This window comes from Deltaproteobacteria bacterium (assembly GCA_016875395.1).
Classification (GTDB): domain Bacteria; phylum Myxococcota_A; class UBA9160; order UBA9160; family UBA6930; genus VGRF01.
In genome coordinates this window covers 12,340-25,880 of the sequence record VGRF01000024.1, presented here as the reverse complement: position 1 = coordinate 25,880, position 13,541 = coordinate 12,340, and the positions used below count along the sequence as shown (strand labels likewise).

Genomic DNA, 13,541 nt, shown 5'->3' with positions numbered 1-13,541 from the left:
CAGCGAGCGGGGGACAATCCGTGGCCTCGGCCCCCGACCGCCGCTCCGAACCCGAAGCGGGCCGCGCCTCCGCCGGATCGGCGCTCTGCTTCACGCCCGCGCGCGAGCTGGCGCGCCGGCTTCGCGCGCGGGAGCTGTCCGCACGCGAGCTGATGCGGGCGACGCTCGCGCAGATCGCGCGCCTGAATCCGCGTGTCAACGCGATCGTCGCGAAGCTCCCCGACGACGCGTGTCTCGCCCTCGCCGATGCGGCCGACGCGAAGCTCGCGCGCGGCGAAGACGTGGGCGCGCTGCACGGGCTGCCCATCGCGATCAAGGACATGCAGCAAGTCGCAGGCTTCCCGTGCACGCTGGGCTCGCCGCTCTTCGCCCACTCGATGCCCGCCGAAGACTCGGTGCTCGCCTCGCGCATCCGCCGCGCGGGCGCGCTCGTCATCGGCAAGACGAACGTGCCCGAGTTCGGGCTCGGCTCGCACACGTACAACTCGGTGTACGGCACGACGCGCAACCCGTACGACCTCACGAAGAGCGCGGGCGGCTCGAGCGGCGGCGCGGGCGCGGCGCTCGCCAGCGGCATGCTCGCGATCGCCGACGGGAGTGATTACGGCGGCTCGCTGCGCAATCCCGCGAACTGGAACAACGTGGTCGCGCTGCGGCCGAGCGTCGGGCTCGTGCCGAACGCACCGGCGCTGATGCCGACTGCGAGCTGGGTCGTGAACGGGCCGATGGCGCGCTCGGTCGACGACGTCGCGTGGCTGCTCAGCGTGATGGCGGGCCCCGATGTGCGCGATCCCGGCTGCCGCGATTCCGACGCTACGCGTTTCGCTGCGCCGCTCGCCCGCGACTTCCGCGGCGTACGCGTCGCGTGGTCGCCCGATCTCGGCTCGCTTCCGCTCGACCGCCGCGTGCGCGACGTGCTCGAGTCGCAGCGCGCCAGCTTCGAGACGCTCGGCTGCGTCGTCGAGCAGGCGCACCCGGACTTCACCGGCGCCGACGAGTGCTTCCGCACGATTCGCGCCTGGTCGATCGCCGCGCAGCTCGGTCCGCTGCTCGAGCCCCACCGCGCGCAGCTCAAGCCCGCGGCCATCGAGGAGATCGAGGCGGGGCAGCGGCTCTCGGGCGCCGATGTCGCGCGCGCGTTTGCGCAGCACGCGCAGCTGCTCGCTCGCGTGAGCGCGTTCTTCACGCGCTACGAGTTTCTCGTGTGCGCCGTGAACCAGCTGCCGCCCTTCGACGCGGAGCTCGATTGGCCGAAGTCGATCGAGGGCGCGCCGATGGAGAGCTACCTCGCTTGGATGCGCAGCGCGTGCTGGATCACTGCGACGCACGGTCCCGCGATCTCGGTGCCCGCGGGCTTTACGCCTGAGGGGCTGCCGATCGGCGTGCAGATCGCCGCCGCGCGCGGGCGCGACTTCGCGGTGCTGCAGCTCGCGCACGCGTTCGAGCAGGCGACCCGCGTTGGGGAGCGAAGGGCTGCGCTGGCGCAGTAGCGGCGGAACGCTGCGATCAGGCCGGGCCGTCTCGCAGCTTTTCCGCGGCGGCCGACAGCGCGGCGAGCATCGACTCCGCGAGCTGCGAAGCCTGCTCCCGCACCGAGAAGCGGTCGAGGCTGCCGCCCACGACCGGCAGCTCGCTCTCGACCGTGATCGCGAGGCCGAGGCGCGTCGCATGCGCGTCGTCGACCGCTGGCGAGATCGAGAAGGTCGCGGTGAAGTCGAGCAGCCCGAGGCGCATCTGCGCTCGCAGGCGCCTCGGAGTCACGCCGAGCACGTGCAGCTCGGCCTGCACCGGGACGCCGTGACGCTTCGCGCGAAAGCGCAGCGTGTTATTAGGGGAGAGCAGCGCGGGCGGCTCCTCGCGCCATGCCTCGAAGCCAGGCAACCAATCCGCAACGAGCGCGGAGTCCGTGAGCACGCGCGACACGACGCGCGGACTCGCGCTGGCACGTGCAATGAACGCGAGGGTCAGCACCCGATCCCTCCCGGGATTACTTCGCTCGCCTACGGCTCGCTGCGCGCTTCGCTTGCGGGTTCGCGCGCGAAGCTATCAGCCGCGCCTCGCGGTGCGTCAGGCAGGCCGGCTTGCGCGCGGGCTACGTGAGCCCGCGCAGGCGCGCGAGCGCGTCGTCGATGTCGCCCGCGCTCACGTCGAGGTGCGTCACGGCGCGCATCCACTGCGCGTCGCGAACGCCGACGAGGACGCCGCGGGCGCGCGCCTCGGCTTGGAAGCTCGCGCTGCGCTGCGTGCGGAACAGCACGATGTTGGTGGCGGGCGTGTTCGTCTCGAGCCCGAGCGCCGCGAGTCCGCTCGCGAGATTGCGCGCGTTCGCGTGGTCGTCGCGCAAGCGCTCGACGTGGTGCTCGAGCGCGTACATCCCGGCCGCCGCGAGCACACCCGCTTGCCGCATGCCGCCGCCGAGCTGCTTGCGCGCGCGGCGCAGCTTCTGCGCGAGCGCGTGCGAAGTCGCGACGAGCGAGCCGACCGGTGCGCCGAGCCCCTTCGAGAGACACACCGACACCGTGTCGAACGGCGCCGCGAGCTGCGCAGGCGTGCGATTCGTCGCGACCGCTGCGTTCCACAGCCGCGCGCCATCGAGGTGCAGCGCGACGCCGGCATCGCGCGCCGCGGAGACGACGCTCGCAAGTGCGTCGTCGGGGAAGATCGCGCCGCCCGCGACGTTGTGCGTGTTCTCGATCGCGACGAGCGCGACCGGTGCGAAGTGCGGATCGCTCGGAGGCATTGCCGCGCGCACTGCGTCGCCATCGAACACGCCGTTCGCGCCGAGCGTCGCGATCTGCAGCCCCGACAGCGCGGCCGCCGCGCCGCCCTCGTACTTCAGGATGTGCGCGCCCTCACTCGCGAGCACCACGTCGCCCGCGCGCGTGTGCACGCGCAGCGAAGCCTGGTTCGCCATCGTGCCAGACGGGAAGAACACCGCCGCTTCTTTGCCGAGCAGCGCGGCCACGCGCTCTTGCAGCGCGTTCACGCTCGGGTCCTCGCCGTACACGTCGTCGCCGACGGGCGCCTTCGCCATCGCCTCGCGCATCGCGGGCGTCGGCTTCGTCACGGTGTCGCTGCGCAGGTCGATCATGGGGGCGTCTCGCACCGGTGAGAGAATGCGCGCCTCGCGGGTCGTCCAAACCAACGAGGCCACTGTTCGATCTTCGCTCGGCTCCGAGGACTCCGCCTCGCGGCGCGCTTCGCTTGCGCCAGCCGAGCGCGCTGTTCACTGGCCTGCGCGAAACCCTCGAATTCGCGCGCCAGAGCCTGATTTGACGCATTTCGCGCTTGACTCTTCGGCGCGGACCTTCAAACATCCGCGCCGCGGCGCGCCTGACTCCGTCGGAGGGACGGCAGTGGGGCGCCGGGTTCGATGGCCGAGCGACGAAGTTTGCGGCGAGCCGCAGGCAGCTCGGTGGTGGGAGGATTCGTTCCATGGCAGCGAAGAAGAAGGCGGCGAGCGGCGAGCTCATCATTTCGAAGTCGCGCACGAAGGCCGCGACCAAGACGTGCAACGTGGGCGGTGAGTTCTACGGCGCCCTCGACGCCGCAGTCCGCAAGCTCATCGCGCAGGCCGAAGCCCGCGCGGTCGGCAACAAGCGCAAGACGCTGAAGGCGCAGGACCTCTAGTCCACGCCGAGACCTAACAAGAGCCCGCGAGAGCGATCTCGCGGGCTCTTCGCATTTGGGCGCTCAGCTCGGCTCTTGCTCGTCGCCCGACTGAGCGTCCTCATCCCCGATCTCGCGCGGCTTCGGCGGCGCGAGCAATCCGTCGCGCACGTCCAGCTGATGCCCCACGCGGAACAGGCGCTCGAGCGTGGCGGCGCGCAGCACGTCGGGAAGTGACACGGCGTTCGTCAGGGCGATGTGCTCGAGGCCGCGACTGGTGAGGCGCGCGGCCTTCTCGAGCGCGACCGGCAGCGTCTCGGCGTCGCCCAGCGGCAGCTCGTCGGCCATCGCGACGCGGTTCGCGAGCGCCATGAACGCGAACGCGTGTGGGCGGCGCTCGTCTTCCGGAAGCGCGGCGAGTGCGCGGAACAGCGCGAGCTCCTGATCGCGCGAGACGGGCAGATTCGGCATCCACACCGGCAGCGCCCACTCGCCCACGGCCTGATAGTCCTCGGGCTTCGGGAGCGCGCCGAGCTGATCCGGACGAATGAACGCGTAGATGCGCTTCGCATCCTCGAAGGGAGGAAAGCCGAGATCCTGCAGCCGCCCGTCGCGCCAGCGCAGCGCCCACTCCTCGGCGTCGGATTCCAGCTCGTGCTGCGCTCCCTGCAGGAGGCGGTAGTACGTCCAATAGTCATTCTGGAAGAGCACGCGCAGGAACGTGGTGAGGTCGGCGAAGTCGTCGTCGTCGCGCAGCGGCTCGAGATAGAACTGGCCATCGAGCGTGTGCGCGCCGACCGGAGGCTCCCAGGAGTCATCGCCGTCGGGCTTCAGCGTGACGCGCGCGCGGTCGCGCAGCTCGAGCACGAACAGCTCCGCGTCGAGCGCGTGGGCGGCGCGCAGCAGCGTCTCTTCACCCGCGTCAGCGAGCGCCGCGAGCCAGCCGTGCAGCTTCTCGCGATCGGGCGCTTCGAGCGCCCAGCCGTCGAGATCGAGGCACGCGACGAGCTGCTCCTCGCTCGCGTGCTCGAGCAGCCAGCCCGCGTCGTGCAGGCCGACCGCCTTCGCGGTGAAGACCAGCTCCGCGGGCGGCAGGCGCGGAATCAGCGCCTCGGGCAGCGGCGCCAGCGCGATCAGCTCTGCGCGGCGCGCGGCGGGCGTCTCGCACACGAGTGCCAGCAGTGCGTCGGGGTCGAGCGCCGCCAGCTGCTTCGCGGCGGCGGCGCGATCCGCGCGCGCGAGATCGAGGAGTGCGCGCGCAGTCGGCGGCAGGGCGGGCTTGAACATGTGCGAGGCACGTTAGCCTGCGCGCCCGCGCACCAGGGACGTACCTGCACAACTGCGCGCACTGGGGACGTACGTGCACAAGACCGCGCACCGGGGACACACGTGCACCGAAGCTCGCGAGCGCTGAGGCGATGACGAGCGGCGCAAAGCGAGCCTCGGCGCTGTGCGCGGTCGCGCTCGTCGCAGCGCTCGCGTGGCACTTCGCCGATCGCGGCATCGAGCACAGCGACACGCTGCGCGACGCGGTGCTCGACCTCGACTCGCGCGTCGCGCTGCGCGAGCGGATCGCGTGCGAGCCGCGCGTCGCCGCATCCGAAGCGATCGCCGCCGGCATCGCGCCGCGCCTCGACGCCGAGGCGCGCTTCGTGTGGTTCGAGGGCGCGGGGCCGGACGGGCGCCGCCAGGTGCAGCGCTTCGCGTGGCGTACGCGCGAGGTCGAGTGCCTCACCTGCAGCGAGCCCGGCAACAACCGCCGCCCCGCGCCGCATCCCACCGCGCGCGCCGTGCTGTTCGACACGGACCGCTTCGCGAGCGCGCTGCGCCCGTTCGACCGCGAGCTGATGGTGCTCACCACGAACCCGACGCAGCCGCCGCACCCCTCGCGGCGCCTCACCTGGGACGCCGCGCGCGACACGCACGCGCTCTACGACCCGAGCGGCCTCGGCCTCGCGTGGTCGCGCTGGGCGCTCGCGGGCCGCACGCAGCGCGCGCTGATCCGCTTCGGCCACGGCAGCATCTCGCTGGGCAGTCCCGCGACCCTCGCGCGCGGTGGTTTCGGAAGCGCGCGCCCGCTCGCGTGGTCGCCCGATGCGCGCAGCTTCGTCGTCGCGACCGCAGGAGACACGCGCCTCGTCGACTTCGCCGGCGACTCGCGCACGCTCGGCTCGGAGCACGTCGCGTTCTCCGCAGACGGCACGCTCGTCGCGCGCGCGGAGGCGAGCGCCGAAGGCACGCGCGTCGTGCTCGGCGAAGCGCGTGGCGACACGCGCGAGGTCGCGCTCGGCGAGCTCGCGGCGTGGGGCGCGCCCGCGGGCATCGCGCTCGCGCCCGACGGCGAGGCGTTCGCGCTCGCGCAAACGCGCGCCGGCGAGGAGCGCATCTCGTGGGCGCAGCTCGACTGCGCAGCGCCTGCCGCCCCATAACGACTCCAATGTCTGCGGGGTAAAGTCGCGGCATGGCCGACATCCGCACCGTGAAGCGCGCGCTCAGTGGCTACTCGCCGCTGCTGCTCGACGGATCCTCGCGCGCCGCGGTGTCGATGGTGCTGCGCGAGCGCGACCACGGCACCGAGGTGCTGTTCATCGAGCGCTCGCAAAAACCCGACGACCCGTGGAGCGGTCACATGGCGTTTCCCGGCGGCCGCCTCGACGCGGGCGAGACCGTCGAGCAGGCCGCGCGCCGCGAGACGCTCGAAGAGGTCGGCCTCTCGCTCCACGACGCCGAGCCGCTGGGCCGCCTCGACGACCTAACAGGTCGACGCGCCGGCGCGGCATCGAGCGGCATGATCATCTCGGCGTTCGTGTTTCAGCACCACGGCGAGACGCCACTCATCTTCCAAGAATCCGAAGTCGCCGAAGCCTTCTGGGTGCCCGTCTCCTACTTGTCCGCGCCCGACCGCCACATCCACAAAGCGTTCCGCGGCACGGCGGACATGTCGTTCCCCGGCATCGTCGTCGGCCACCCCGAGCGGCACATCGTGTGGGGTCTCACGTACCGCTTCATCGAGGTGTTCCACCGCGTGATCGATCGCCCGTTTCCCAACAGGTGGGGCGCGATCGAGAGCTTGGTGAAGTAGCTGGCGAGCGGCGGCGGCTGCGAAGACTCCGCCTCGCTGCGCGCTTCGCTTGCCGCTACGCCGGCATGACCGCGAGATCGAGCACCAAGCGGTCCGCCTCCTTGTCGAGCGCTTCGCGCAGCGCGCGCACGTCGCAGGCGTCGGGCACTTCGGCCTTGAGGTCGAGCTCGTAGTTGGGCGCGCCGCCGGGGCCGGGCTTCGTGCGCGTCGCGAGCTCGACGATGTTCACGCCGCGCTCGGCGAGCACGCCGCAGATCGCGGCCACGATGCCGGCTCTGTCTTCGCCCGCGGCCTCGATGCGGTAGAGGCGCGTGCCGGGCGCCGGTACGCCCGAACGCGGGCCCTGCTCGAGGTGCCGTAACAAGATCGTGAGGCCGTGCTCGCGCTCGAGGCGCTTCGCGCCGACCGCGAGCGAGTCGGCGGTGTTCGCGGCGGCGGACGAGCAGAGCAGGATCACCGCGAAGTCGCTGCCGAGGATCGTCATGCGCGAGTCCTCGAGGTTCGCATCGGAGTCGAGCACGAGGCGCGCGAGCTCCGAGACGAGGCCGGGGCGATCGCGGCCGATCGCGGAGAGAATGAACCAACGGCGCATGGGCGACTCCTCGAAGAACGGGGCCGAGCCTAACTCCGCTTCGCGCGCTGCGGCTCGCCGCGCTCGTGGCCGGCGCAGACGCGCACCGGAAGCGGCGGATACTTGCGGTAGCGCGCGTCGTCGTCGGCGCGAGCGCAGCGCCAGAACGTGCTGCCGCGGGCGCTCTCCTGAACGCGCGCGTGGAGGCAGACGGCGCAGAGGCCGGCGGCGATGTCGTCTCGGTTCACGCGCGACTCCCACGCGACGCAGATTTGTGTCGCGCACCGTACTGACGAGTCGTGGCGCCCGCATAGAATGCGCGCCCATGCCCGCTGACGACTCCGCGCCCGACGTCTCGCAGCGCCTCGCGCGCGTGCTCGCCCTCGTAGAGCGCTGGCTCGCGCCGCGCGTCGCGGAGCCGCCGAGCGCCGACGCGTTCGCGCGCCATCTCGCGTTCCGCTGGGAGAGCGCGCGCGAGGGGCGAGTCGGGCGGCTCGTGCCGATCGCGGATCCCGCGCTGCACGATCTCGACGACCTGCTCGGCATCGAGCGCGCGCTCGCGAAGCTGATGCGCAACACGGAGCAGTTCGTGGCGGGGCTGCCCTCGAACCACGTGCTGCTCTACGGCGAGCGCGGCACGGGCAAGTCCTCGGCCGTGCGCGGTTTGTTAGGGCGATTCGCCGCGCGCGGCCTGCGCATCGTCGAGGTGCACAAGAGCGATCTGCTCGCGCTGCCCGACGTGCTCGCCGCGCTGCGCGGCGCGCCGTATCGCTTCCTGCTCTTCAGCGACGACCTATCCTTCGACGAAGGCGAGAGCGGCTACCGCGAGCTGAAGGCCGCGCTGGAAGGCAGCCTCGAAGCGCCGCCCGAGAACGTGCGCATCATCGCCACGAGCAATCGGCGGCATCTGCTGCCCGAGAAGCGCTCCGAGAACCAAGCCGTGCGCGTCGACGAGGACGGCGAGCTGCGGCTCGGCGAAGCGATCGACGAGAAGCTCGCGCTGTCGGATCGCTTCGGGCTCGTGCTCGGCTTCTTCGGTTTCGATCAGCCGACGTACCTCCGCATCGTGGAGCACCTCGCGCGCAAGGCGGGCGTTTCGCTCGACGACGCGATGCGCGCCGATGCGCTGCGCTGGGCGCTCGACCGCAGCTCGCGCTCGGGCCGCACCGCGCGCCAGTTCGTGAACGATCTCGCCGGGCGGCTCGCGCTCGAGCGCGCGCGATGAAGCTGCGCGCGTTCCTGGCTGCGCTGCTGCTCGCGTCGCCCGCGCTCGCGGCGCAGCGCGGCTCGGAGGCGAGCGGCGCAGTCGTTACGGAGCGCACCGATTTCGAGCAGCACGCGCTGCCGTTCGCAGGCGAGGAGCCGGAGCCCGAGGCGCCGCCAGGGGAAGCCGCGGAGGGCGAGAGCTACGACGACATCGAATCGATCGACGACAGCTGGCTCGACGAGGACGACCTCGGGCCTGATCCCGCCGAGCGCGACCACACGCCACGCTGGAACCGCCGCGTCTTCAACTTCAACGAGAGCTTCCTCAAGTTCGTGATGCGCCCGATCTCGCGCGGTTATCAGGCGATCACGCCGAAGTTCGTGCGGGAGATGGTCCACAACGGCTTCGACAACCTCGAGAGCCCGGTGATCCTCGCCAACGACCTGATGCAGCTGGACGTGTGTCGCGCCGGCCGCACGTTCGGGCGCTTCGCGCTCAACACGACCGTCGGTATCGCGGGCACGTTCGACGTGGCGAAGGAGATGGGCCTCGCGCGCCACGACACCGACTTCGGCGAGACGCTGGGCCGCTACGGCGTGCGCAGCGGCTCCTTCTTCATGCTGCCCGTGCTCGGCCCCTCGACCGCGCGCGACACCTTCGGCGAGATCGTCGACACCGCGCTGCGCCCCGAGGTGTGGTTGTTAGGCGGGTTTCCGCGCCTCGCGCTCACCGGCGGCGACGGCCTCGCCACCTACGACATCGACGGCGAGCGCCTCGACGCGCTGCGCGACACCTCGGTCGACTTCTACGCCGCGCTGCGCAGCGCGTATCTGATGGACCGCGACGCGAAGATCGAGCAGCTGCGCGAAGCCGGGCGCTGCCGCTGGGGGAAGCGCAAGCGCGGGGGCGAGTGAGGGCGGCCCGCGCTTACTTCTTGGCGTGACTCGCCGGCACGAGGCTGCGGTTCTGCAGCGTCACCACGAGCTTCTCGAAGCCGTCGCGCTCGAGCACCGAGCTGTACTCGCTGCGGCGTAGCGCGAGCTCGCTGACGGTGCCGTTCAGGAAGATGTCCATGATGCGCCAGCCGTTCGCGGCGGGACGCATGCGGTAGTCGATCGCGACGGGGTCGTCGTTCGCGCGCTTCAGCTTCGTGCGCACGAGCGCGGTGCCGCCGGGCGCCGCCTGCACCGCGCCGATCTCGAACACGAGCCCGCTGTTCTCGTCGAACTGCTCCGCGTACGTCTTCACCGTGAGCCCCGCGAACGCCGCCGCCCAGCGCTTCTGATCCGCCGGCGCGAGCGATTTCCAGTGCCGCCCTAACACCTTCGCCGCCATCAGCGGCAGGTCGAACGTCTTCACCACGACCGGCTCGAGCTGCTTCTTGCGCGCGTCGAACGCGAGCGAGTCGCCGGCCTTCATCGACGCGTCGAGCGCGGCGTAGAACGACTCGATCGGCGCCCTCGCGGCGTCGAGCGAAGGCTTCGCCGCAGCGGCGGGCTGCGCGAGCGACGCGAGAGGAGACGTTGCGAGCAGGAGGAGTGCGAGCAGAGGGAACAGGGCGCGGTGCATGGCGGCGGACCTTAGCGGCGATTGGGGAGCGACTTCTGTTGAGAGCACTGTCGTGCGCTCGGGATTCAATGCACGACGCACATCGCCAGAAGACGAGCCAGAGGGCTCGCTTCCCGCCCACGCTGCCCCAATGGGTCCGTTCCTCAGGTAGTCGAGAACGAGCGTCTCCTCACTCCCCTAACACAAACGCACACACCACCTTGTTGAACCCATCCGGGTTGTCCGTCATCACGGAGTGCGCGGCTTGCGGCACCACGGCGAGCGTTCCCTTCGGCAGCACTTCGTCGACCATCTTGTCCGCGACTTCGGGCGACATCACGTCGCTCGCGGCGCCTCGCACCACCAGCGTGGGGCACGGGATCTTCGCGAGCGCGGCCCAAAGGTCTTTCGCGACTTGCTTCTCGCGCGCGAGCGCTTCGGCTTCGGTCTGCGGCCGGCCGGCGTGGAACTTCGGGTCGAGCTTGCGCACGAAGCGGCCGTCGCCGCGCGGCCTCAGCTCGTGCTTCGCCATGCGCGCGAGCGCGTCAGGGCGACCGGCGGGGAAGTTGTGCGCGAGGATGCGGTGGTACTCGGCGACGCTCGCCACCGAGCCGTCGCCGCGCCCTTCGGCTTCTTGGCGGATGCGCGTGGTGCCGCGCACGTCGAACTCGGGCGCGCTGTCGACGATCACGAGCCCGGCCATCCGCTCGGGGTGCTTGCCCGCGAAGAACATCGAGGTGCGGCCGCCGAGCGAGTGGCCCACCAGCACGAAGCGCTCGATGCCGAGCGCTGTTGTTACGGCCTCGAGGTCGGCGACGAGGTACTCGTAGTCGTATCGCAGCTCCGCGTCGTGCGCGGAGTCGCCGTGACCGCGCTGGTCGATCGCGATCACGCGGTAGTGCGGCGCGACCAGCGGCGCGAAGTCGTCCCAGATGTGCGCTTCGTTGCCGAAGCCGTGCACGAGCACGAGGGGCACGCCCTCGCTGCTCCATTCGAGGCAGTGGATCGCGTTGCCGTGGGCGCCGGGAACGAAGAAGTCGCGCGGTGTCATGCGCGCACGTTACTCCGCGAGCATTTCAGATTGCATCGTTCGCGCGGCGCCAGCGCTCAGCCGCGCGTGATTCGCGCGTGCGCGTTGATTTCGCGCTCAATTCCCGCGCGAGGCGCACCGAACCGGCGCTAGGTTGCGCGCCGCTTTTCGGCGCGCGCGAGGCGCGCAGCCGCCCCGTCTGAGGAGAGCCGCATGCCCGCGATCGAGACGACTCCGGACCTCGTGAAGCGCACCTACGCGACCGTCGAGAAGAACCTCGCGATCGTGCGGAAGCGCCTCGGCCGGCCCCTCACGTACGCGGAGAAGGTGCTGCTCGGGCACCTCGCGCACCCGGAGACGCAGGAGCTCGATGCGGGCAAGTCGTACCTCGAGCTGAATCCCGACCGCGTCGCGATGCAGGATGCGACGGCGCAGATGGCGATCCTGCAGTTCATCTCGTCGGGCCGCGCCGAGACCGCGGTGCCGTCGACCGTGCACTGCGATCACCTGATCCAGGCGTATCAGGGCGCGGCCAAGGACATGGCGACGTCCAACGTCACCAACCGCGAGGTGTTCGACTTCTTGCGCACGGCGTCTGCGCGCTACGGCATCGGCTTCTGGGGGCCCGGCGCCGGCATCATCCATCAGGTCGTGCTCGAGAAGTACGCGTACCCCGGCGGCATGATGATCGGCACCGACTCGCACACGCCGAACGCGGGCGGGCTCGGCATGTTCGCGTGCGGCGTCGGCGGCGCGGACGCGGTCGACGTGATGGCGGGCTTCCCGTGGGAGGTGCTCTACCCGCGCCTCGTGGGCGTGCGCCTAACAGGTGCGCTGAACGGCTGGGTGGCGCCGAAGGACGTGATCCTCAAGGTTTGCGCGCTGCTCACGGTGAAGGGCGGCACGAACCGCGTGGTCGAGTACTTCGGCCCCGGTACGGCGTCGCTCTCGTGCACGGGCAAGGGCACGATCACGAACATGGGCGCCGAGCTCGGCGCCACGACCTCGATCTTCCCGTACGACGAGCGCATGGCGATCTACCTGAAGTCGACCGCGCGCGAAGAGCTCGCGGATCTCGCGACGCGCCATGCCGAGTTGTTACGGAGCGACCCCGAAGTCGAGCGCTCGCCCGAGAAGTTCTACGACGAGGTGATCGAGATTGATCTCTCGAAGCTCGAGCCGCACATCGTCGGCCCGCACACGCCGGACCTCGCGCGCGCGATCTCGCAGATGGGCGCGGACGTCGCGAAGAACGGCTACCCCGCGCAGCTCTCGTCGGCGCTGATCGGCTCGTGCACGAACTCGTCGTACGAGGATCTCTCGCGCGCGGCCGACGTCGCGCGGCAGGCCGCGGCGCGCGGCGTGAAGTCGAAGTGCACGCTGTGGGTCTCGCCGGGCTCGGAGCAGATTCACCTGACGATCAAGCGCGACGGCCAGATGACGGAGCTCGAGGAGATCGGCGCCACGGTGCTCGCGAACGCGTGCGGCCCGTGCATCGGCCAGTGGAAGCGCGACGACGTGGCGAAGGGCGAGGCCAACTCGATCCTCACCTCGTTCAACCGCAACTTCCCCGCGCGCAACGACTCGAACCCCGGCACGCTCGCGTTCATCGGCAGCCCCGAGATCGTCGTCGCCTACGCGCTCGCGGGCACGCTCGCGTTCGACCCGCAGAAGGACGAGCTCACCGCGAGCGACGGCACGAAGTTCAAGCTGAAGGCGCCGGCGCCCGCGCCCGAGATTCCGTCGCGCGGCTTCGTGATGAGCTTCGAGGGTTATCAGGCGCCGCCCGCGGATCGCAGCGGCGTGAACGTGGCGGTGGCGAAGGACTCGGAGCGCCTCGCCCTGCTCGAGCCGTTCGCGCCGTGGGACGGGAAGGATCTGGTGGACATGCCCGTGCTGATGAAGGCGAAGGGCAAGTGCACGACGGATCACATCAGCGCCGCCGGCCCGTGGCTGCGCTTCCGCGGCCACCTCGATCGCATCAGCGACAACCTCTTCATCGGCGCGATCAACGCGTTCACCGGCAAGACGGGCGAAGGCGTGAACGTGCTGACCGGCGCGACCGCGGCGTATCCGGCCGTCGCGCGCGACTACAAGGCGCGCGGCCTGAAATGGATCGCGATCGGCGACGAGAACTACGGCGAGGGCTCGTCGCGCGAGCACGCCGCGATGGAGCCGCGCCACCTCGGCGCCGGCGCCGTGCTCGTGCGGAGCTTCGCGCGCATCCACGAGACGAACTTGAAGAAGCAGGGCCTGCTCCCGCTCACCTTCGCGAACCCGAAGGACTACGAGAAGATCCAGGAGCGCGACCGCATCTCGATCAGCGGCCTCACCACGTTCACGCCGGGCGTTCCGCTCAAGGTGACGGTGAAGCACGCGGACGGAACCACGGACACGTTCGACGCGAAGCACACGTTCTCGGCCGAGCAGATCGCGTGGTTCAAGGCGGGCTCGGCGCTGAACATTCTGCGGAAGGGGAAGTAGTTGCTCGGCC

Annotated in this window: 14 protein-coding genes; 7 read left to right on the top strand and 7 right to left on the bottom strand. The window is 70.8% G+C overall.

What is annotated here, in order from left to right; genetic code table 11:
- Window positions 1-20 precede the first annotated feature (20 nt).
- Window positions 21-1,490: an amidase gene (locus FJ091_16620; protein ID MBM4384977.1), complete on the top strand. Its 1,470-nt coding sequence runs from the start codon at window positions 21-23 to the stop codon at window positions 1,488-1,490.
- Window positions 1,491-1,506: 16 nt separating this feature from the next.
- Here the strand turns inward: FJ091_16620 and FJ091_16615 are convergent, their stop codons facing one another.
- Window positions 1,507-1,923: a hypothetical protein gene (locus tag FJ091_16615; protein MBM4384976.1), complete on the bottom strand. Its 417-nt coding sequence runs from the start codon at window positions 1,921-1,923 to the stop codon at window positions 1,507-1,509.
- 169 nt (window positions 1,924-2,092) lie between these two features.
- On the bottom strand, window positions 2,093-3,091 hold the full coding sequence (gene ltaE, locus FJ091_16610) for a low-specificity L-threonine aldolase (GenBank protein MBM4384975.1): 999 nt from the start codon (window positions 3,089-3,091) through the stop codon (window positions 2,093-2,095).
- Between the two features lie 344 nt (window positions 3,092-3,435).
- Here ltaE and FJ091_16605 point away from each other — a divergent pair, with 344 nt between their 5' ends.
- Window positions 3,436-3,630 (top strand): hypothetical protein, encoded by a 195-nt coding sequence (locus tag FJ091_16605; GenBank protein MBM4384974.1) that lies wholly within the window; start codon window positions 3,436-3,438, stop codon window positions 3,628-3,630.
- A gap of 63 nt (window positions 3,631-3,693) precedes the next feature.
- Here the strand turns inward: FJ091_16605 and FJ091_16600 are convergent, their stop codons facing one another.
- On the bottom strand, window positions 3,694-4,896 hold the full coding sequence (locus FJ091_16600) for a hypothetical protein (GenBank protein MBM4384973.1): 1,203 nt from the start codon (window positions 4,894-4,896) through the stop codon (window positions 3,694-3,696).
- A 131-nt stretch (window positions 4,897-5,027) separates the two neighbouring features.
- On the opposite strand from FJ091_16600, the gene FJ091_16595 reads away from it, so the two are divergent.
- Entirely contained in the window at window positions 5,028-6,038 is a 1,011-nt protein-coding gene (locus tag FJ091_16595; GenBank protein MBM4384972.1) for a hypothetical protein, read from the top strand.
- A gap of 32 nt (window positions 6,039-6,070) precedes the next feature.
- Window positions 6,071-6,691 carry a CoA pyrophosphatase gene (locus tag FJ091_16590; protein ID MBM4384971.1) on the top strand — a complete coding sequence of 207 codons (621 nt, stop codon included), beginning with the start codon at window positions 6,071-6,073 and terminating at the stop codon, window positions 6,689-6,691.
- 55 nt (window positions 6,692-6,746) lie between these two features.
- Here the strand turns inward: FJ091_16590 and FJ091_16585 are convergent, their stop codons facing one another.
- The gene (locus FJ091_16585) at window positions 6,747-7,283 is read right to left on the bottom strand and encodes an ACT domain-containing protein (protein ID MBM4384970.1); all 537 of its coding nucleotides are present in this window, start codon (window positions 7,281-7,283) and stop codon (window positions 6,747-6,749) included.
- A gap of 29 nt (window positions 7,284-7,312) precedes the next feature.
- On the bottom strand, window positions 7,313-7,495 hold the full coding sequence (locus FJ091_16580) for a hypothetical protein (GenBank protein ID MBM4384969.1): 183 nt from the start codon (window positions 7,493-7,495) through the stop codon (window positions 7,313-7,315).
- Between the two features lie 92 nt (window positions 7,496-7,587).
- Here FJ091_16580 and FJ091_16575 point away from each other — a divergent pair, with 92 nt between their 5' ends.
- Entirely contained in the window at window positions 7,588-8,487 is a 900-nt protein-coding gene (locus tag FJ091_16575) for an ATP-binding protein (protein MBM4384968.1), read from the top strand.
- Window positions 8,484-9,383 carry a VacJ family lipoprotein gene (locus tag FJ091_16570; GenBank protein ID MBM4384967.1) on the top strand — a complete coding sequence of 300 codons (900 nt, stop codon included), beginning with the start codon at window positions 8,484-8,486 and terminating at the stop codon, window positions 9,381-9,383. Before FJ091_16575 ends, FJ091_16570 begins: the two co-directional genes overlap by 4 nt.
- 13 nt (window positions 9,384-9,396) lie before the next feature.
- Here FJ091_16570 and FJ091_16565 read toward each other — a convergent pair whose 3' ends face one another.
- Entirely contained in the window at window positions 9,397-10,038 is a 642-nt protein-coding gene (locus FJ091_16565; GenBank protein MBM4384966.1) for an ABC transporter substrate-binding protein, read from the bottom strand.
- A gap of 169 nt (window positions 10,039-10,207) precedes the next feature.
- The gene (locus FJ091_16560) at window positions 10,208-11,068 is read right to left on the bottom strand and encodes an alpha/beta hydrolase (protein ID MBM4384965.1); all 861 of its coding nucleotides are present in this window, start codon (window positions 11,066-11,068) and stop codon (window positions 10,208-10,210) included.
- 192 nt (window positions 11,069-11,260) lie between these two features.
- On the opposite strand from FJ091_16560, the gene FJ091_16555 reads away from it, so the two are divergent.
- Window positions 11,261-13,531, top strand: a complete 2,271-nt coding sequence (locus tag FJ091_16555; protein MBM4384964.1) for an aconitate hydratase — start codon at window positions 11,261-11,263, stop codon at window positions 13,529-13,531.
- Window positions 13,532-13,541: the final 10 nt, after the last annotated feature.